Here is a 19,032-nt window from a genome sequence, read left to right on the forward strand (position 1 = left end):
GGTGCGCCCATGGGTCCTGATCAGGTTGCCCCTACCGGAAATGCGCGCGAAACACGCAGCAACCTTGCATAGGTTTAATATTGCAAAAATATGACGCTGTGAACCGGTAATCTGGTTTGTCGCTGGGCGGCTATTGAACCGGAAAGGCTCGTTCAGCCAAAAAACTGATCGATATTGCGGCGGCACCACGTCCCGCCGACCGTCGTTTAAAATTTGGATGCGCTCAACAATCTGCTTTTGCGCAGCGTCCCGTCAACCACCGCCTCCAGCGCGGGTCAGCGCAAACAGTAAGGCGCTTCCCCAGACGAGGAAAAATAATCCGATGAACCTCGGGAACCACTGGGTGATCAACGACTTTTCCAGAGCCATAAGGCCGCCGAGCGCGGCAATCCAGAAGATGTTCATCAAGCCGACTGCGAACATGACGGCCATCACCGCCCAGCAGCAACCGAGGCAATAAAGGCCTTGGCGCCAGCCTTCAGCAATCGCCGCAGTTTGCGGATGTTCTTTGCTTGGACGGTCAAACACCCATTTCGGATACCAGCACCGGTCGAGGCAGGCGCGCTTTTGCGGGCTAAATTGATAGAAACCGGCAACCAGAAGCACCGTCACGGTCAAAGCCATGCTAACCGGAGCCATCATCGGGCTGATCGCGCCAGCAGACACCAGCCCCCACTGCATGATCGTTGCGATTGCAGCGTAGCCGAACCAAACCGACAGATAGCCCACGGCGGCCAGCAAGGTCACAATCGTCAATGAACGAGCAGCGAGACCATTTTGATGCTGCTTATGGAAAGCGCGCAGCATCGGCACCGCGGAGGGGAGCATCATCGCGAGCGCCATCATCGCCCACATCATGTAGATCTTCAGAAAGTCGCCAGCAGTCAATGCTTCGCTCGGCATGCCGAACGTCGCCCCTGCGGGCAGGCAGAGAACGGCAAGCGCGGCCCGTGCCTCTTCCGGCAAGCCCCGGAAGAAATTGAACTGGTTCAGGAGCCCCATCCCGGGCCCGGCCTCACTCATGTCCATCACCGGGATCATGTCGATGACCATTGCGGCCAGATACGCCCAGCCAGTGAACGCCAGCACTCCGACCGCACCCAGGGTAATCCGCCAAGCCGGATCAGGCTGCCGGGAAACGCCAATCCGTTCCGTCTGAAACCCTTGATGCCTAGATGTATCGATGCTCATGAGACCGGTAAATGTTTCCAGCGCGCCCTACTCTAAAGTCTCCTTAGGCGATACGGGGAGAGCCGGCGTTGATATTTCTCATGGTTTCGACCCTTTTCGGTGTTAAAAGCCGAAACTGATTGAAACTGTGCGCTTTCGTCCCGTTGAAGCGGGGCATCTACCGGCCGATGTTTGGCCCTAGAATAAGCGCAACCGGAACACATCATGGAACACCAAAAACGTCCTTCACACTTTGATATCGCAGTTGTTGGCGGCGGACCGGCCGGGCGTTCTGCGGCTCTTGTCCTCGCGCGTCAGGGCTTTTCGGTTGCCTTGCTGGCGCCAGATTCAGATCCAGCTGATGGTCGAACGACAGCGCTGTGGCAGAAATCAATTGCGGTTTTGAAGGAAATCGGTGTTTGGGACGATCTGGAGCTAAAGGCCGCTCCGCTTCAAAAAATGCGGATGATTGACGATACCGGGCGCCTGGTCAGGGCTCCGGAGGTGACGTTTGACAGCTCAGAGCTCGGACTGAACGAGTTCGGTTTCAACATCCGCAATTCCGACCTGAATGAGGCATTAAGTGCAGCCTGTGGAAACGCCGATACGCTGACCCATTTCAACGCGCGCCTAGAAACAGCGTCCTTCGAACAGGATCACGTTTCACTTAACGGTGACAACGGGACCGAGATCCGGGCGAACCTTGCGGTGGCTGCCGACGGCCGGTCGTCCCGGCTCCGGGATGCGGCCGGTATTGAGGTCAAACGCTGGTCCTATCCGCAAGTAGCCGTCGTCCTGAACCTCGATCACGATCGCCCACATCAGAACATGTCCGTGGAGTTTCACACGCCCAGCGGCCCATTCACGCTTGTCGCACTGCCCGGACGGTCCTCGTCACTTGTGTGTGTCGTCACTGCAGAAGAGGCAGAGCGGCTTTGCGGTCTGGACACATCCGTGCTCGAAATGGAACTGGAACGCCGGGCACATTCCATCTTCGGCAAATTCCGGATCACGACGAAACCGCAGAGTTTCCCCCTCTCCGGGCTTTCGGCGCCAAAGCTCGTTGGCAAGAGATTGGCTCTGGTGGGGGAAACCGCTCATGTCTTTCCGCCCATTGGCGCGCAAGGCTTGAACCTGTCACAGCGCGATGTCGGAGACCTTGCAGATGTCCTTGCTAAAGCTGCAGCGAGCGGCAAGGACTTTGAAAGCGACACGATTCTGGCCGCCTATGAGACCAAGCGCAGCGCCGATGTCCGTAGCCGAACATTTGCCGTCGATGCGTTGAACAGGTCCCTCCTCACCGATTTCCTGCCGGTGCAGGCCGCAAGAAGCGCGGGAATGTATCTCGCCGACAAAATCGGGCCGTTTCGCCGTCTCTTAATGCGTGAGGGCATCGCGCCTGGAACCGGATTTCAGCTCCGCTCCTGAAAATCAGCTTTTGCGGCTGGCACGCGCGCTTTTGGCAGCATGATAGGTGAAAGCCATTGTCACCATGGCTCGAACTTGAGCCTCCGGCAACGGCTTTTCCGCCTGGAAATGCACACTGCGGTTGCCGCCGAATTCCAAGTCCGGGAACAGATCGCGCCAATCGCCGACAAGCGTTGTATTGCAGCTGACGAAGAGTGCGGCATGGTCCCGCTTCGGGCCCATGGCATCAAGCCGGATCGGCGTTCCGGTTTTGGGCCTGAGCGGTTGAATGCTTAACTGCGCCCACTTGACGGATTCCTGCAGACGGCCAATCGCAGGGTTTGCCTTAGCGACCTCGTGGATTAGGGCGCGCAACTGAGCCAAGACTTGCGTCGTCGCCTCCGGATAGGCGGTCCATAAATTGGAAGTTTCAGCTGATTGGATCACAGCTCACGGGCCTCTCGCACTATTGCAACGGCAGATATCCCTCGCTCAAACCGAGGATGAAAAGCGTCACGGTGAGCATGGAGACCAATGTTCCGAAGAGCACAAAACTCGAGGCCCGTTGGACGTATGTTCCATATTGCTGGGCAATAACGAAGACATTTGTTGCAGGTGGCAGACAGGCCATGAGCACCGCTGTGGCAACCCAGTCAGGGTCGAAACCGCCGATCCAAAGCAACAGCATCAAAATCAGTAGAGGATGAACGACGAGCTTCACTGCCAGAACGATCGGCAGCTCCACCGTAATCCGCCCGCTTGGGCGCAGTGCGATGCTGACCCCCATCGCAAACAGGGCGCATGGCGCAGCGGCGTTGGACAGGTACAGGAGCATGGTGTTGATCGCGGTTGGAGGCTGGAACTCGATGGCTGCGGCGCCAACACCGGCCATGGTGGCAAGAATAAACGGATGCGTAAAAATCCGCACCAGGATCGTCTTGACCGTTTCAAGCGGTGATTGCGTTTCCGTCCCCGCCAAAGCCATGAGAAGCGGGGCCAGCACAAACATCAGCATATTGTCGAAGGTCAGGATCAGGGCGGTTGGCACGGTTGCTTCCTGACCAAGAACGGCGAGCGTCAGGCCGGGCCCCATGTAGCCGACGTTGGAGTAAGACCCGGCGATCCCGAGGATGGTCGATTCTGCAATGTTGCCCCGGGTGACCATCACACCGACGCAGAAGGAAATTGCAAAGACGATGTAAGTGGTGAAGGTCGTTGCCGAGATATAGGCAATGTTGGCAAGCTGGTCGAAGGGCGTTTGCGACAGCAACCGGAAGAACAGGGCCGGCAGGGCCAGGTAGATCACAAAAAAATTCAGCCAGCTCAACCCGCTTTCGGGAAGGTCTTTGAACTTGCCCGCGGCAAAGCCCAAAAAAATCAGCCCAAAAAACGGGAGCGCAAGTGAGATGACATTCTGCATGGATCGTCCGCGATAGCATCTTGAGGCCGCCGGTCAGCACTGGTTGCTTGCATCGCAAATCGAGTTTGGCTAAGCACGCGGTGCATTCCACTGTAGCAGCGGCCTGCATACCAATCAGGTCTTGCGCAAATCTGCAAGTGCAGCAAGTCAAGCAACCGGCCGGATCGTCCACTCTTGGACAAATGAAAGACGTTGAAAGTATGCCAGCTGCCCCAGGGCAATTATCAAGATGGGTGAAATTTCAGAACGGGCTGGAGTACCACCTTCTGAAAACAGCGATCTTTCTGTTCCGGCTTATCCCTGTGGATACCGCCTCGGCGATCATGGGGTGGTTCTGGCGGCATCTTGCGCCCTTCAATGCCCGGCATAAGCGCGCGCTTGAGAACCTCGAACTGGCAATGCCCGATCTTTCCGCCGCAGAGCGCGAAAGGATCACGCGGAACATGTGGGAAAATCTTGGACGCGTGGCGGCCGAGACGTTCCATATCGACCGGCTTTTAAAACAATCGAACCGTTATACCGCGGTTGCGGATGACGTCACCAGTGACGTTCTGAAGGGAAACCAAGCCTGCATTTTCGTCTCCATGCACAGCGGCAATTGGGAGCTGTGTGTTCAGCCGGCGGTCGAAGCAGGTGTCACCATCACCGGTGTCTACCAGGCCTTGCGCAATCCGAAGGCGGATGAGGTCTTGAGAGAGATGCGGCAGGACCTTTACCGCGGCGGTTTGCTGTCCAAGGGACATAAGACCGCGCGGATGCTCCTGTCCACGCTCAAGACCGGCGGTGTTGTAGCGATCATGGGCGACCTTCGGGAAACGAGGGGAATTGCCGTTGAGTTTTTCGGACGCACCGCCTACGCAAATCCGGTTCCAGCCTCCATGGCAAGGGCGTGCAATGTTCCCATCGTTCTTGGCCGCGTGGTCCGGACCAAGGGTGTCCATTTCCGAATCGAAGGCAAAGCCATCCCCGTCCGGGTTACCGATGACCGTCAAGCCGATATTTTGGCAACAACGGCCAATATGCATGCCGTGTTCGAGGAATGGATCCGGGAGCATCCGGACCAATGGATGTGGATCCACAAGAAGTGGGCCGCTCCCAAAAGCCGCGCCAAGGCGAAGCAGACCAGAAAAGGCGGCCTCGCCCGGACCTGAGCCCCGGCGGGCACCAGCCTTTGACTTTCGGCGGATGGTTGCAGCGCAGCATCACAGCTATAGCTACTCATCGAACAGTTGGAGGAACCGCCGAAATGAAGTCACCGAAATCATTCTATGCCCCTTTGGCCATCGGAGCCCCGCAACCCTATCGGGATCGGCCTGTCGCTCTGGAGCGGATGATTCATTTCGTGCCTCCGCATATCGAAAAGATGCGGGCCAAGGTGCCTGACCTGATTGATAAGGTTGACGTGGTGCTCGGCAACCTGGAAGACGCGATCCCTGCGGACGCCAAGATCGATGCCCGCAAAGGCTTTATCCAGCTGGCGGCCGACAATGATTTCAAGGACACCGGTCTTTGGACACGGGTCAACTGCTTGAACAGTCCTTGGTTTCTCGATGATATCCTGCAGATAGTTCCAGCCGTCGGAGACAAGCTGGATGTCATAATGCTGCCAAAGGTCGAGGGCGCCTGGGATATCCATTACCTTGATCAGTTGCTCGCGCAGCTTGAGGCGCAGGCAGGCTTGACCAAGCCGATCATGATCCATGCGATTTTGGAAACGGCCGAGGGCGTCAAGAATGTTGAAGAAATCGCAGCCGCAAGTCCGCGGATGCATGGAATGAGCCTTGGACCGGCAGATCTTGCAGCCTCGCGCGGGATGAAAACCACCCGGGTTGGCGGCGGCCATCCGGATTATGCGGTCCTGTCGGATGAAGATGGCGCCGCCGGACGCACCGCCTACCAGCAGGATCTGTGGCATTACACCGTCGGCAAGATGGTGGATGCCTGCTTGTCTTACGGTTTGAAACCCTTTTATGGACCTTTCGGTGACTTTTCTGATTCAGATGCCTGCCAAAGCCAGTTCCGGAACGCCTTTTTGATGGGATGTCTTGGGGCCTGGTCACTTCATCCATCGCAAATTGACATCGCCAAGACCGTTTTCTCACCTGATCCGGGTGAAGTGGCTTTCGCCAAAAAAATCCTGGATGCGATGCCCGATGGAACGGGTGCTGTGATGATTGACGGCAAGATGCAAGATGACGCGACTTGGAAGCAGGCGAAGGTCATTGTCGATCTTGCACGCCTTGTTGCCTCAAAGGACAAGGCCATGGGTGATATCTACGGTCTTTAGAAATTCGCAAGATCAGGCCTATAATCTTTACGGTTGCAAAGGTTGCATGCGGTGGGGCAACGCGGTATCCCGGCAATGTATGCACTATGCGGATGAGTAAATATGCGTACTGCGAAATTTAAAATCGGCCAGGTTGTGCGCCATCGGATCTACCCTTTTCGCGGGGTGATTTTCGATGTCGACCCGACCTTCAGCAATACGGAAGAATGGTGGGATTCGATCCCCGAAGACGTGCGTCCCGTGCGTGATCAACCGTTTTACCACCTCCTCGCGGAAAACGAGGAGACCGAGTACGTTGCCTATGTGAGCGAACAGAACCTTGTGCCTGACATGACCGGCGAACCGGTGCGCCATCCCCAGGTCGAGGAAATCTTCGAAGAGCAATCTGACGGCTCATATCTGCCTAGAAGCGTTGAAATGCACTAGATCAGCTTTGGGTGTCGCCGATAAAACGCTAGACGCTTCAACACCCACCGCAGTCAGACAGAAACTTAAAAAGCCGTCCGGAATTCATCCCGGACGGCTTTTCTGTGTTCAGCATTGTTGCTTGAGCAACTTACTGTGAGTTTTGGGCGTCGATCAGCTTCTGGCGCGCTTCGTCCGCGCGCTTCTGCAATTCGCTTTGAAGCTGTTCCTGGCGCTTTTGCAGCTCGGCGATATCCATCGGCGCGCCGTCATAAACGGCTGTAAACCCGATCAAGGTCACGTCGAAGACAATCTCTTTCGCCTGCTGATTGAACGGCGCGACCCGCATCTGACCGCCCTGCTTCATCGCATTGATGAAAGTGTCGTCAATCGCAAGCTCTGCATAGCATGCATTCGGCGCGCAGATGCTGTATTTCGCCTGCACGACCTTGCCGTCGTCAATCTGTATACGCAGACCCGGTTGAATCAGAACACCTGTTGGAACAGCAACGAGCAGCTTCTTACGGGCTTCGCCTTCCGTTTCCTGGATCGCGACATTGCTCAAAAACTGGCCGGTATTTGTCCGCAGTTCGATGGAAATGAAGCAGATTTCCTTCTGCGTATTCGGGTTGGTGTTACACGCCTTTGTCCACGGGCTTTTTTCACCCTCTTGAGCAAAAGCGGGAGCACCGGCAAAAGAAGACAAAGCAACGAATGCACCGGCCGCGCATCCCAGCAATCCTCTTTTCAAAACACTCTTCATAGAAACGTCCTCAATCATTCTTGAGCGAAACTCGCGCAGTTCTGCGGCATTCAGAGCCGGTCTGCAAGGGGCGCTCAAACAATCCACCTACGAATTTGAAGGTTACACATCCAATTTGGGCAATAGGGTGACACTTATGCAACGGATGGCCTCAGCTTGAAACAAATCTGAATATCTCGGTCATACTGCCTTGCGCCTCGCGCACCTTTGTTAACCCTGTGATAGTCTTGGCGGCGAGAATCAATGGGTTTTTGGCGGTGATCATGCGGAGCCTTGTTGCTCAAAGCTTAGTCTTAAAGAGCATCCATTTCACAAAAAGACTGTTCCGGTGCGGCAGCGCAGCGGCGTTTTTGTGCGCTTCGGTCATGGCCCACCCCGCTTCCAGCGCCGCTGAGGAACAGGATGTGCCGTGGGTACACGGCATCGCAATGCATGGCGAACCCGCGCTTGAGCCCGGTCAACCGTTTCCATACGCCAATCCGCAAGCCCCTAAAGGCGGTACGTTGACACTTGGCGTACAAGGCACGTTCGACAGCTTGAACCAGTTTATCGTCCAGGGCGGCTGGACATCAGCCCGGGGGATGCGGGAACGTCAGTTTGGCAACAATATCTATGAGAGCCTTATGGTCCGGTCTTATGCCGAACCATTTTCGCTTTATGGCCTGATCGCCCAGACAGTGCGGATGCCGGAGAGCCGCGAATGGATCGAGTTTGAACTCAATCCCGACGCACGTTTTTCAGACGGCTCGCAGGTGACGGTCGATGACATCATTTTCTCCCTGGAAACCATCGCGGCGAAAGGCCGTCCGCCGTTCCGCAATTGGTATGCCGCTATCGTGCAAAAGGAGATTACCGGGCCAAACCGCTTGAAACTGACCTTCGAAAACGGCGAGAACCGGGAGCTGCCGCTTCTGATCGCACTGGCGCCTGTTTTTTCCAAACAGGCTACAGACGCCGACACATTTGACAAGTCGACCCTGATGCCGCCGGTTGCCTCTGGGCCTTATGTGTTCAAATCGATCGATCCGGGCCGCCGCGTAGTCTACGAACGAAATCCGGACTATTGGGCCGCAGATTTGCCGGTCAAGGCCGGCTTTGACAATTTTGATGAGATCCGGATCGACTATTTCCGCGATGAAACCAGCCTTCAGGAAGCCTTCAAAAAAGGACTAGTCGATGCGCTGCAGTTCCGCGATCCCGTCCGATGGTCGAATGGTTTCGACTTCCCAGCGGCCGAAGCCGGTGATGTGGTAAAACTCGCCATTCCTTATGGTATTCCTGCGAACATGCAGGGTTTGGCTTTCAACACCCGTCGGCCCCAATTCGCGGATCCTTCAGTGCGCAAAGCCCTGCGGATGCTATTTGATTTCAAATGGGTGAACCAAAACCTCTACTATGGGCTCTACACACGCACGGCCGGTTACTGGGACAATTCAGATCTTTCGTCCATTGGCAGGCCTGCAAGCGAACGCGAACGCGAGCTGCTTGCCCCCTTCCCCGGCGCTGTTGACCCAGACGTCCTGGAGGGCACCTGGCGTCCGTCCGATGCCGATGGCAGCGGCCGCGACAGAAAGGTGCTGCGGGCTGCACTCGATCAGTTCCGGAGCGCCGGATATGCGCTTCAGGACAGGAGCCTAGTGCATTCTGAAACCGGCGACGCCCTTGCCTTTGAAATCCTCGCCAAGAACGAAGACGAGGAGAAGCTTGCCCTCGCCTACATCCGTACCCTTGAGCTCCTCGGCATCCAGGCCACCGTGCGCAGTGTCGATCCAGCGCAATTCGAAGAACGGCGGACAAAGCGCGAGTTCGACATGGTATTCAATACATGGACGGCGTCCTTGTCGCCGGGCGCGGAACAGTATGGACGCTGGTCGTCGCAAGCCGCCGAGACCCAGGGATCTTTCAATTTTGTCGGGGCAAATGAACCGGCAATCGATGCCCTGGTCGATGCGATGGTTGGGGCCCGCACCAAAAGCGATTTCGTTGACGCTGTCAGAGCCTTTGACCGTGTCCTGATTTCAGGCGCTTACGCCGTTCCGCTTTTTCACGTCTCGGACGATTGGGTCGCGCACTGGACGCGGATCAGCCCGCCTGAAAACCACTCCCTTTACGGACATCAATTCGACACCTGGTGGGCATCCCCAAACAATTGATCGGACCTTTGGAAACGAAAGCACATGAAAGTCACGCCTGAGAGCCTAAGAAACGAGTATCATGAAAGCGGAGCCTGGTCCGATGTGCCGCTGGATGAACTCTTCCGCATAACGGCCGCCGAACATCCCGACCGGCTTGCCATCGTAGACGCACCGGATCGCGCGTCCTGGACGGGCGGCACGCCCCGAAAGCTGACCTATGCCGAGGCGGACCGGGAAATCGACCGGCTGGCCGCTTTTTTCGGTGTGGTCGGGCTGACCTCCGACCATGTCGTCGGCGTCCAGGCCCCAAATACCGTGGATACGGTGGTTGCGATATTGGCAGCTTTGAGAGCAAATCTCATTGTTTCGCCCCTCCCCCTTCACTGGCGCCAGAAGAACGTGCTGGAAGCTCTGAACTCCATCGGGGCCAAAGGTTTTATTGCAGCCGACCGGGTTGAGACCCGGGATGTTGGAGCAGCGGCGCGGGATGTCGCCGCGGACCTCTTCTCCCTGCGTTTTGTGTTCGGCCTCGGCAAGGATATTCCGGACGGCCTGATTGAACTCGGCCCAATGCTGGCGGAAATGGGCGACGACCTGTCTTTCACACCGGGCGCGCGTCCCGAACCTGCTGATCACACAGCAACGATCTGCTGGAGCCGGAGCGGTGAGGAAAATGTTCCGGTCACCAGATGCCACAATCATTGGACGGCGGCCGGACAACTTGTCGTTCACGAGGCGCACATCAAACCGGCGAGCACCATGTTGGTGCCCTATACTTTGAGCGGCCTGACAGGACTTGGCGCCGGGCTCGGACCCTGGCTTTTGACCGGAGGCACATTGCATCTGCACCATCCGACAAGCCTCGAAAATCTTGCGGCCCACGCAAACGCGATATCGGCCGATCTGGTCATGACACCGGGGCCGCTCGCCCAAACGCTCGACCGGAAACTGAAAGCCGACAACACGACAATCCTAGCCGCTTGGAACATCTCGGCGCCTCATCCGGCGACCTTTGCCCCGAAAAGGCGGCTTGTCGATTTGCATATTGCTGATGAGTTCGCCTTGACGGCCAAGGCCCGCGGGCCATCCGCCAAGATCAGGGCGACCGCGCTGGGAAAGCATAGCGGGCCAAACGGGTGTGAAAGCGGGCCAGCCCTTCTGGAAATCGACGTCACCGAGGAAATCGATAACCAACCCCCACGCCTGCTTGTGCGCGGTGCCATGGTGCCGGACGTCGGCTGGCATACGATGAATGGCGAACACCGGCGGGTCCGGCATGAAGGCAATGGTTATCTGAACACTGCCATTAAGGTCGTCCGGTCCGACGGCGGAATATCCGGCTTTGGTATTCCGGGGCAATACGCTCTCGGAACCGGCAATCTTGAAACAATAGACGTGATCTACGCCAGTTTTCCGGGGGTCAAAGAAGCTGCGGCCTTCATTGTTGAAGACCCTGTGGTCGGTGCGCGAATGTATGCTGCACTGGTGCCAAGTCCTGGAAACGTGCCTGATGCCGGAGCATTCTTCTCTTATCTTGACGCGGAAGGCGTAGATCTTGCCAAGATCCCTCATCGGGTGTTGATTTTACAGTCGCTGCCGCGTAACGCGGATGGTACGATTTGCCGGGAGCGCTTAACAATGCGGACGCAGCGGTTGCCTGCAGCCGTGGCCTAGGTGGGGACTGGGGATGGACGTGGAAACCTCGCTATCATGGCGTGGACCATATTGGTATGCCGGGCGGCGGCCGATACGAAACAACTTTGCCGATCTACCCGAAGATCTAGATGTGTCGCTGACCCAGTTCTTTGCGCGCGGCGGACAGATGCCGTCTGCGGTCCCTGCGGCGGTCGTCGTTGATATCGCTGCTGTTCCTGACCCCGAACGAAAGCCATTTTTCGATTGGCTGTCCCCGCAAATACAAGCCCTGTCCTGCGAAGTGCCTGTCTACATCCTGACCGATGGTCAGGACCATGTCCCCCAGGTTTCAAATGTCACGGCGATCCTGGAACGGCAGGTTCCGGATGACGTGCTCCTGATGCTGATCTGCATTCATCAAAGAGCTCTTATCCGGTCCGACGAAGCAAGGATCCGCCGCCAGGTCTTTGGCAGCAATCCGGCCGCTGAACCGGCTCCCCATCATTCGGGGACAAGCAGTCTTCTCGTCATCGGCCTGAGCGGCCGCTTTCTGGAGTGGCAGGCTGCCAGCGATCACAAGGTGGAGGTCATCGGCGCCTTCGACGGGAACATGGCGACCGAATTCATGTCCCAGCGGGCCTTTGACGCCGTTGTGATCGATACGAATTTCGAAGAATCCATCGACTATATGCAACAAATCCGCAGGGACGCGCGTTTTGCCGGGATCCCGGTTCTTGCGGTTTGTGAGGGCGAATATGACGCTCAGGTTCTCTTCAGAAACGGGGCTTCCGACGTGCTCCTGGGGTCGAACCTGAAAGAGACTCTTTCCAAGAGGCTTGAAGCTGCGATCCGCTTTGGAAAGCGCAGAAGGCTGGCCGACCGGGTCCTTGCGCAAAGTCACAATTGGTTGCGGCAGCAGTTCAAAGAAGGTGGTCTGTCGGTTCAAAAATACACGTCATACCTTGAGACCTGCAGCGATATGCTCGCCTCCCGCGGCCTGGACCTATGGGAGATGCGGCTGATCCCAGAGAATTTCGGTGTTACCCCTCCAGTGGGCGATGCCTTGCACGAACTTCAAAGCACCCTTCTTTCCATCGCGGATGCCACAAGCCGGGATGAAGATCTTGTGTGTCTCGTCCATGAACTCGGCCCGGTGGCGGTTCTGAAGAACGAAGCAGGACCGGAGAATTTGCGCCGGCGGATTCACTCAATCATTGCGCATACGGTTCTTTAGAACACGACGATGTTACCGGTCTTCGCGCGGGCCGCGCACCAGGGTTTTGGTTTTTGGTCCAATCCGGTTAGGCTACCGGCAAACGCGAACACTTTTCAGGTTGTCATATGCAAGAAATGCCGCCAATTACCATCGATGTCGTATCTGACGTGATGTGCCCATGGTGCTTTATTGGAAAGCGCCGGCTTGAGGCCGCCATTCGCGCGGTGCCGGATCTCGACATCCAGGTCCGTTGGCATCCGTTTCAGCTGGACAGCACACTCCCGAAAACCGGCAAGGACCGGCAGCAATATCTCAATGACAAGTTCGGAGGAGCTGACCGGGCCCGTCATGTCTATAGCCAGATCGAGCTGGCCGGCAAATCGGAAGGAATCGATTTTGCATTCGACAAGATCAAGCTGTCGCCGAATACACTGGATTGCCACAGGTTGATCCTTTGGTCGCGTGCGGACGATCTTCAGGACGAGGTTGTCGAGCTTCTGTTTCGCGCGTATTTCCTCAATGGAGAAAACCTGGCCGATGCCAAGGTTCTGGTGCGCATTTCCGAAGAAGCGGGCATGCAATCGGATCTCGTGGAACATTTGCTCGCGACAGAGACAGATCTCGACAAGACGCGGCAGCAGATAGAAAAGGCCCAGGAAAGCGGCGTGACTGGGGTGCCTTGCTTTATCATCGACAGCCGGTTTGTGGTGGCAGGTGCAGAAAAACCGGAGACCCTCGCCGCCGCCCTGACCCATGCCAATGAAACCCGCACGAGTGCAGATATGCCGTCCTTCGGGTCCAGCTAGGGCTCAACTTCTTGCCTTATTTCGTAGCCCCGCCCCCTCATCCGCGGGTTTCTGCGGGCGCCTCCAGATCTTGTTAACCGTCTCAGGCACAAGCGGTAAAAAACAAACGCCAAATTTTTGACAAGAATTAACACGCATAGCGCGAATATGAGCCCGGAGTCGCGTCAGCCGGTTATCAATTAAGTAGTTTTCTGGATGAAGCATCGATCACGCTCGAGTGATTTTTCTTGCATAGCGGCTTTTGAGCCACACCTATTAACAGAAAGTAGCCAGAAACACGTCAATTTGTGATGTTTGTTACACCCATTCAACGGATTGAGGTGCGATAATGGCAAAATCGTGACTGTGCAGTGGAGACACCTTCGCAAGAAGCCGAATAAGAACAAGCGATTGCGATCAATGAGCTCAAAATGAGCCAAGTTAATATGCTCCTAGCGCGGTGATGTTTGGTTGTATGAGCCTTGGGAGGCGAATATGCAACGGAATACCAGAGCAGGAACTATTGCGCTTGGCCTCATCATTGCCCTGGCGGGCAGCGCAACTGCGGCCCCACTGCCGCAGGAAACTATTACGATCCCGGATGACCGGCTGGCAGTGACAGTCGCCTCCGCTAGCCTTGATCAGGTTGACCCGCTGGAAAGCGAGTTCACAATTTGGGTTGGTGAGATCGAACTCGAGGGGCGAAAAACCGTTTGGGTAGAATTGATCGATTCCTACGGAGAGGTCATCTACGATTCGGAAGTAAACCGGAATGAGACCCATCTGTTGCCTGACGGACGTGCTGTCGTTGTCCGCGCAATGGCGCCAGAAACAGCTGTTGCGGGCAAGGACGAATCCCGTCTTGTGCTTGATGGAGCTCTTACCGTGACCCGCCGTGTCGTCAATGACGCTGCCGGTGCTACAACTGTCGAACTTATTGAAACCGGAACCGAAGCACCTGCAAAGCGCGGGACCATGCTTCAAGTTGCCGATTTCGGTCAGATGGTCTGGGAGCGCGTAGTGGCGTTTTTTGATGCAGCGGGCACCCGGGTCAAGGTCGCCTGGAACTGGATTGTCGACACACTCCAGGCCTGACACTTGTATCGAAAACACGATTTGAGCCAGCGGTCGCGCACCGCTGGCTCACGCATTTAAAGTTGGCATCCATCACACGCGGTAACGGTCACGTGAGCGGCTTTTTTCGCCTTCGCGGAAAGGTGCCGGTTTTTTCTTCTTCAAGTGAATTTTTCCATTACTTTCAGAATGCTGCATGATCTAATCCATCCTACAGAACGTAACCGAGCTGTAATTGAAACATGGCGCGCGCAGTTAGCGTTATATCGCCCGTTAATACAAAGGATTGGATATGCGTATTGCCGTCATCGGCTCTGGGATCTCCGGAAACAGCGCAGCATGGGCACTTTGCAACAATCATGATGTGGTCATTTATGAAAAGCGCGGCCGGACCGGCGGACACAGCGCAACAGCCGATATTCACTATGACGGTCAAAGCATGTCGGTCGACACCGGCTTCATCGTCTATAACGAGCTCAACTATCCGAATTTCACCGCCCTACTTGATCATTTAGGCGTCGCGACGGAAATCAGCGACATGAGCTTTTCATTGTCGGCGGACAACGGGAAGCTTGAATGGTGCGGTGACAACCTGAACAGCATTTTTGCCCAGCGGCAAAACCTTGTCTCCATCCGGTTCCTCCGGATGCTCCGGGACATTTTCCGCTTCAACAAAAGTGCGGTTATCGACCTCAAAAACGGCTCGCTCGCAGGACAAACCCTGGGCGGCTACCTGCGCGACGAAGGCTATTCCGACGGCTTCATCAACGACTATCTGCTGGCTATGGGTGCTGCAATCTGGTCCACGCCAATCAATGAAATGCGCGCCTATCCCGCAGAGAGTTTTGTTTCCTTTTTCGACAATCACAGACTGCTATCGCTCGACCGCCAGCTTTGGCGCACGGTCTCTGGCGGCAGCCGGAACTACGTTGCAAAACTCCTGGAGCCGCTGGCGGGCAAAATCCGGCTTGCAAGCCCAGTGACCCGGATTGTGCGTGAAGGCGGACAGGTTCACGTAACCGACAGTTCAGGCCATGTCGACACATTCGATCATGTGATCCTGGCGAGCCATACCGACCAGAGCCTCGCCATGCTCGGGGACCCGAGCGAACAGGAACGCGAAATTCTGTCAGCGATCCGCTACCGGCCCAACGAGGTTTATCTGCATCGGGACGAGCAGCTCATGCCGAAGCGCAAGAAAGTGTGGGCGTCCTGGAACTACATGTCCGACCGTGAGGCGGGTGAAACAAAGGACGTAACAGTCAGCTACTGGATGAACCGGCTTCAAAATCTTGACCGCCGCAAACCGGTCTTCGTCACGCTGAACCCGTTCCAGCCGCCCCGGGACGATATGACATTCGAAAAATATGTTTATGACCACCCGCAGTTTGATGCGGCGGCTTTGAATGCAAAACGCAGGCTGGACGAAATCCAAGGCAAGAACAACACATGGTTCTGCGGTGCATGGACCGGGCATGGCTTTCATGAGGACGGTCTGAAGTCCGGCCTGGCGGTTGCGAAAGCTCTTGGCGCTGAATTGCCTTGGGAAAGCGGTTCGGCGAATACTTATGTACTGGACGCTGCCGAATGACGTCGCATACCTCTGCGAGCACAATGCGTGAAAACGGGCCTGCCCCGGACCCTGCGCTTGTGCTCTACAGCGGTTCTGTCATGCATCACCGGATGAAGCCGGCCGAACACCGCTTCAGTTACTCGGTTTTTTCGATCCTGGTTGATCTCGATCGGCTCAAAGACGCTGCAAGATCGAGCATGCTGTTCTCCGTCAACCGGTTCAACTTCATGTCGCTGCATGTGAAAGATCATGGCCCGCGGGACGGAAGCGATCTACGTGCTCATGTCGAAGGGCTGCTCTTGGAAAAGGGCATTCCGGCGCCGCACCGGATCCTCATGCTCGCCTATCCCAGACTTCTGGGATATGGCTTCAACCCGCTCACAGTCTACTATGCTTATGACGCACAGAACGTGTTAACCGCGCTTGTCTATGAGGTCCGCAACACGTTCGGTGGTCAGCACACCTATGTGGCACCGATTGAAAACGGCCAACGGACCGATGCCGGCATACGCCAGGAGCAGGACAAGGAATTCTATGTATCGCCCTTCATCCCGATGAAGCAGCGGTATTTTTTTAGAATGCTCCCTCCCGGCCGGTCCGTGCGTGTCCGGATTCTCGAAAAGGATGCGGACGGACCGCTCCTGTCCGCGACATTTGCCGGCGAACAAAAACCGGCAACCACAGCTCAAATCTTCCGCGAGTGTATTCGCGTTCCGCTGCTGACGTTCAAAGTCATGGCAGCGATCCATTGGGAGGCCTTTAAAATCTGGCGCAAGCGTGTACCATTTGTTCCCAGGCGTGGAGCGAATGTTGCGGGTGGGCCTTCGCAGACTGCAAATCTTCACATGCCATTGGCATCAAATCCGATTAACAATCAAGAGGTTCGGTCATGAATGAGCCTGTTGTGCTGTCTCCTTCCAACTTCCGACGGGAACTGAAGGGTGCGCCACGAATTGCCAAGATGGCAGCAAGCCTAGCGGTCAAGATCCGTTACGGCCAACTCGACATAACCTTTCCGGACGGCCGGAACTTCCGGATATTGGGCACTGAGCCGGGTCCGGCAGGTGTTCTTAAAATCCACGACTGGCGTTTTTTCAAAATGGTCGTGAAATCCGGCGACGTAGGCGTCGGCGAAGCCTTTATGGCGGGGTACTGGTCATCTCCGGATGTAACCACGTTCCTGGAGGTTTTCTGCCTGAACCAGGAATCCACCATGGAGGCGCTGCAAGGCCAGCCCTTGACCCGGCTCCTTCTGTCGGTCCGGCACTGGCTCAACAGAAACACCAAGAAAGGCTCCAAACGGAACATCTCCGCGCACTACGACCTTGGAAATGCCTTTTATCAGGAGTGGCTCGATCCTTCGATGACCTACTCTTCTGCGGTCTACAGCAACGAAACCAATGACCTGGAACAGGCACAACGCCAAAAATACGAGCTCCTTGCCCGGCAGACGGGGATCGAGCCCGGGCACAGTGTTCTGGAGATCGGATGTGGCTGGGGCGGATTTGCCGAATATGTTGCCAAGAATGTCGGTGCGAATGTGCGGGCGCTGACTATCTCCCGGGAGCAGTTTGAATATGCCCAGGAGCGGATCTTCAAAGCCGGCTTGAACGAAAAAGTCGACGTCGTATTCCAGGATTACCGCGATGAAAAAGGCATTTACGACCGGATTGCGTCCATCGAGATGTTTGAGGCAGTTGGTGAGAAATACTGGGCGACCTATTTCCGCCAGGTTGCCCAGTGTTTGAAGCCGGGTGGCAAGGCCGGTCTGCAAATCATCACCATTCAGGACACCATGTTCGACGACTACAGGCGCGGCACCGACTTCATTCAGCGGTACATCTTTCCCGGCGGTATGCTGCCGCCCCCTGGAAAGCTGGCGGAGCTGGGAAAATCAATCGGACTGGATCTGGCGGAACAGACCATTTTTGGCCAGGATTACGCCCGTACCCTATCCGAATGGCGGCAGCGTTTCCGCCAGGCGTGGCCCAACATCCGGCCCTTGGGGTTTGACGAACGTTTCAAACGGCTTTGGGAATTCTATCTGCATTATTGTGAAGCCGGTTTCCGGGCCGGTAACATCGATGTACGGCAGATGGTTTATGTCAAACCCGCCTGAACTTTCCTAACAGCGAACGAGCAAACGGCCGGAAATCATCCGGCCATTTTTCTTGAGCATAGGGCGTTTTGTCGGAAGCGCCCAAAGATGCTCACGCACTTCAAGGTTGATCAGTTTTGGGCGGTAAATCGAGTTCGATTTATCGCCCGATTGTCTGAGCGGTCCTTCATATTTGTGGGTTTGGCGCTCGGACCACCTGCTGGTGTCTATTTCTTGTCCCAGCCGGTGGTTCTGCGGACGATCGCGAAATAGGCACGATAGGGCAAATGCTGAAGAAATTTTAGCTGCCGCACAAATGCTGCCGGAAAGGCAATCTCAAAGCGCTTGGGATCGGCTAGGCCCTTGCGGATCTGACGCACGGCTTCTGCCGGTGAGATCAGATGGGGCATTGGAAACGGATTTGATTTGGTTGCTGGCGTGTCTACAAATCCGGGGTTAATCACCTGTATCCGGATTCCTGCCCGGTCAAGATCGAACTTGAGAGCTTCTGCCATATTGATGAGGCCGGCTTTCGTCGCGCCATAAGCGGCTGATGTGGGGAGGCCGCGATATCCGGCAACGCTGGACACGATGGCAATCTGCCCCTGCCCGGCGTCCTTCATGCTCTCTAGTGCCGGGAACAAAACGTTCACCGTGCCGAGCAGATTGACATCGAAACTCCTCCGGTAAGCTTCGATATCCGAATCCAGTCCATCTTGGGGAAGATAAATGCCGGCATTTGCGATCAAAAGCGCGATCGGGCCAAGTTCGGACCGGATGCTGGCAGCGTGCGCCGCCATGGTTTCGGTCTCCGAAACGTCACCCGGATAAGGCACAATCCGCCCCTTGAGCGAGACCGCCTTTTCTTCCAGCTCTGTGAGAGGCTCTTTGGACCTCGCCGTTACCGCGACGGTCCATCCGTCCCGGGCAAGATCAAGCGCCAATTCGCAACCGATCCCTGAGCTTGCGCCCGTTACCCACGCGCAGCCGTCAGAAAGAGACGCAACATATTGATTTGAGGGCAAAATACTCTCCGTTGGGTGTTTTCAGTGTCTACGCACTCA

At 56.1% G+C, this 19,032-nt stretch carries 17 protein-coding genes; 12 read left to right on the forward strand and 5 right to left on the reverse strand.

Going from position 1 to position 19,032, the window contains the following annotated elements:
- Positions 1-252: 252 nt before the first annotated feature.
- Positions 253-1,191 carry a DUF2182 domain-containing protein gene (locus tag E1180_RS20900; protein WP_155194485.1) on the reverse strand — a complete coding sequence of 313 codons (939 nt, stop codon included), beginning with the start codon at positions 1,189-1,191 and terminating at the stop codon, positions 253-255.
- A 204-nt stretch (positions 1,192-1,395) separates the two neighbouring features.
- Here E1180_RS20900 and E1180_RS20905 point away from each other — a divergent pair, with 204 nt between their 5' ends.
- Positions 1,396-2,598 (forward strand): UbiH/UbiF family hydroxylase, encoded by a 1,203-nt coding sequence (locus E1180_RS20905; RefSeq protein ID WP_155194488.1) that lies wholly within the window; start codon positions 1,396-1,398, stop codon positions 2,596-2,598.
- A 3-nt stretch (positions 2,599-2,601) separates the two neighbouring features.
- Here the strand turns inward: E1180_RS20905 and E1180_RS20910 are convergent, their stop codons facing one another.
- Both E1180_RS20910 and E1180_RS20915 read right to left on the reverse strand, forming a co-directional pair.
- Positions 2,602-3,024 (reverse strand): DUF1801 domain-containing protein, encoded by a 423-nt coding sequence (locus E1180_RS20910; RefSeq protein ID WP_196220664.1) that lies wholly within the window; start codon positions 3,022-3,024, stop codon positions 2,602-2,604.
- Positions 3,025-3,043: 19 nt separating this feature from the next.
- Complete coding sequence (locus tag E1180_RS20915) at positions 3,044-3,997, reverse strand: AEC family transporter (protein WP_155194492.1); 954 nt, start codon at positions 3,995-3,997, stop codon at positions 3,044-3,046.
- 233 nt (positions 3,998-4,230) lie between these two features.
- Between E1180_RS20915 and E1180_RS20920 the strand changes: the two genes are divergently transcribed.
- The 3 genes from E1180_RS20920 (at position 4,231) to hspQ (ending at position 6,710) form a co-directional block, all read left to right on the forward strand.
- Complete coding sequence (locus E1180_RS20920; protein ID WP_208997280.1) at positions 4,231-5,148, forward strand: lysophospholipid acyltransferase family protein; 918 nt, start codon at positions 4,231-4,233, stop codon at positions 5,146-5,148.
- A 95-nt stretch (positions 5,149-5,243) separates the two neighbouring features.
- Complete coding sequence (locus E1180_RS20925; protein ID WP_155194497.1) at positions 5,244-6,284, forward strand: HpcH/HpaI aldolase/citrate lyase family protein; 1,041 nt, start codon at positions 5,244-5,246, stop codon at positions 6,282-6,284.
- Positions 6,285-6,386: 102 nt separating this feature from the next.
- Positions 6,387-6,710, forward strand: coding sequence for a heat shock protein HspQ (hspQ, locus tag E1180_RS20930; protein ID WP_155194499.1), 324 nt, complete (start codon positions 6,387-6,389; stop codon positions 6,708-6,710).
- A gap of 130 nt (positions 6,711-6,840) precedes the next feature.
- On the opposite strand, the gene E1180_RS20935 is transcribed toward hspQ, so the two are convergent.
- Positions 6,841-7,452 (reverse strand): invasion associated locus B family protein, encoded by a 612-nt coding sequence (locus tag E1180_RS20935; protein ID WP_155194501.1) that lies wholly within the window; start codon positions 7,450-7,452, stop codon positions 6,841-6,843.
- Between the two features lie 365 nt (positions 7,453-7,817).
- Here E1180_RS20935 and E1180_RS20940 point away from each other — a divergent pair, with 365 nt between their 5' ends.
- The 8 genes from E1180_RS20940 to E1180_RS20975 all read left to right on the forward strand — a co-directional run bounded on the left by E1180_RS20940 (position 7,818) and on the right by E1180_RS20975 (position 17,989).
- A complete protein-coding gene (locus E1180_RS20940; RefSeq protein WP_155194503.1) occupies positions 7,818-9,605 on the forward strand; it encodes an extracellular solute-binding protein in 1,788 nt (595 codons plus the stop codon).
- Positions 9,606-9,629: 24 nt separating this feature from the next.
- The gene (locus tag E1180_RS20945; protein ID WP_155194506.1) at positions 9,630-11,261 is read left to right on the forward strand and encodes a class I adenylate-forming enzyme family protein; all 1,632 of its coding nucleotides are present in this window, start codon (positions 9,630-9,632) and stop codon (positions 11,259-11,261) included.
- Positions 11,262-11,274: 13 nt separating this feature from the next.
- A complete protein-coding gene (locus E1180_RS20950) occupies positions 11,275-12,456 on the forward strand; it encodes a PleD family two-component system response regulator (RefSeq protein WP_208997282.1) in 1,182 nt (393 codons plus the stop codon).
- Between the two features lie 107 nt (positions 12,457-12,563).
- The gene (locus E1180_RS20955; RefSeq protein WP_155194508.1) at positions 12,564-13,244 is read left to right on the forward strand and encodes a DsbA family oxidoreductase; all 681 of its coding nucleotides are present in this window, start codon (positions 12,564-12,566) and stop codon (positions 13,242-13,244) included.
- A 474-nt stretch (positions 13,245-13,718) separates the two neighbouring features.
- Positions 13,719-14,318 (forward strand): hypothetical protein, encoded by a 600-nt coding sequence (locus E1180_RS20960; RefSeq protein WP_208997283.1) that lies wholly within the window; start codon positions 13,719-13,721, stop codon positions 14,316-14,318.
- A 271-nt stretch (positions 14,319-14,589) separates the two neighbouring features.
- Positions 14,590-15,888, forward strand: coding sequence for an NAD(P)/FAD-dependent oxidoreductase (locus tag E1180_RS20965; RefSeq protein ID WP_155194510.1), 1,299 nt, complete (start codon positions 14,590-14,592; stop codon positions 15,886-15,888).
- A complete protein-coding gene (locus E1180_RS20970) occupies positions 15,885-16,763 on the forward strand; it encodes a DUF1365 domain-containing protein (protein WP_196220666.1) in 879 nt (292 codons plus the stop codon). Before E1180_RS20965 ends, E1180_RS20970 begins: the two co-directional genes overlap by 4 nt.
- On the forward strand, positions 16,760-17,989 hold the full coding sequence (locus E1180_RS20975; RefSeq protein WP_155194512.1) for an SAM-dependent methyltransferase: 1,230 nt from the start codon (positions 16,760-16,762) through the stop codon (positions 17,987-17,989). Before E1180_RS20970 ends, E1180_RS20975 begins: the two co-directional genes overlap by 4 nt.
- A gap of 206 nt (positions 17,990-18,195) precedes the next feature.
- Here the strand turns inward: E1180_RS20975 and E1180_RS20980 are convergent, their stop codons facing one another.
- Complete coding sequence (locus tag E1180_RS20980) at positions 18,196-18,993, reverse strand: SDR family NAD(P)-dependent oxidoreductase (protein WP_155194514.1); 798 nt, start codon at positions 18,991-18,993, stop codon at positions 18,196-18,198.
- Positions 18,994-19,032: the final 39 nt, after the last annotated feature.

Origin of the sequence: Roseibium denhamense (genome assembly GCF_009711415.1) — a bacterium.
In the GTDB taxonomy this organism is placed as follows: domain Bacteria; phylum Pseudomonadota; class Alphaproteobacteria; order Rhizobiales; family Stappiaceae; genus Roseibium; species Roseibium denhamense.

Excerpts from the sequence above, each read along its gene's own strand:
- E1180_RS20940 (WP_155194503.1), top strand. The coding sequence starts at position 7,818 with ATGGCCCACCCCGCTTCCAGCGCCGCTGAGGAACAGGATGTGCCGTGG.
- E1180_RS20970 (WP_196220666.1), top strand. The coding sequence starts at position 15,885 with ATGACGTCGCATACCTCTGCGAGCACAATGCGTGAAAACGGGCCTGCC.
- E1180_RS20905 (WP_155194488.1), top strand. The coding sequence starts at position 1,396 with ATGGAACACCAAAAACGTCCTTCACACTTTGATATCGCAGTTGTTGGC.
- hspQ (WP_155194499.1), top strand. The coding sequence starts at position 6,387 with ATGCGTACTGCGAAATTTAAAATCGGCCAGGTTGTGCGCCATCGGATC.
- E1180_RS20965 (WP_155194510.1), top strand. The coding sequence starts at position 14,590 with ATGCGTATTGCCGTCATCGGCTCTGGGATCTCCGGAAACAGCGCAGCA.
- E1180_RS20955 (WP_155194508.1), top strand. The coding sequence starts at position 12,564 with ATGCAAGAAATGCCGCCAATTACCATCGATGTCGTATCTGACGTGATG.
- E1180_RS20925 (WP_155194497.1), top strand. The coding sequence starts at position 5,244 with ATGAAGTCACCGAAATCATTCTATGCCCCTTTGGCCATCGGAGCCCCG.
- E1180_RS20935 (WP_155194501.1), bottom strand. The coding sequence starts at position 7,452 with ATGAAGAGTGTTTTGAAAAGAGGATTGCTGGGATGCGCGGCCGGTGCA.
- E1180_RS20945 (WP_155194506.1), top strand. The coding sequence starts at position 9,630 with ATGAAAGTCACGCCTGAGAGCCTAAGAAACGAGTATCATGAAAGCGGA.
- E1180_RS20960 (WP_208997283.1), top strand. The coding sequence starts at position 13,719 with ATGCAACGGAATACCAGAGCAGGAACTATTGCGCTTGGCCTCATCATT.
- E1180_RS20900 (WP_155194485.1), bottom strand. The coding sequence starts at position 1,191 with ATGAGCATCGATACATCTAGGCATCAAGGGTTTCAGACGGAACGGATT.
- E1180_RS20950 (WP_208997282.1), top strand. The coding sequence starts at position 11,275 with ATGGACGTGGAAACCTCGCTATCATGGCGTGGACCATATTGGTATGCC.
- E1180_RS20975 (WP_155194512.1), top strand. The coding sequence starts at position 16,760 with ATGAATGAGCCTGTTGTGCTGTCTCCTTCCAACTTCCGACGGGAACTG.
- E1180_RS20915 (WP_155194492.1), bottom strand. The coding sequence starts at position 3,997 with ATGCAGAATGTCATCTCACTTGCGCTCCCGTTTTTTGGGCTGATTTTT.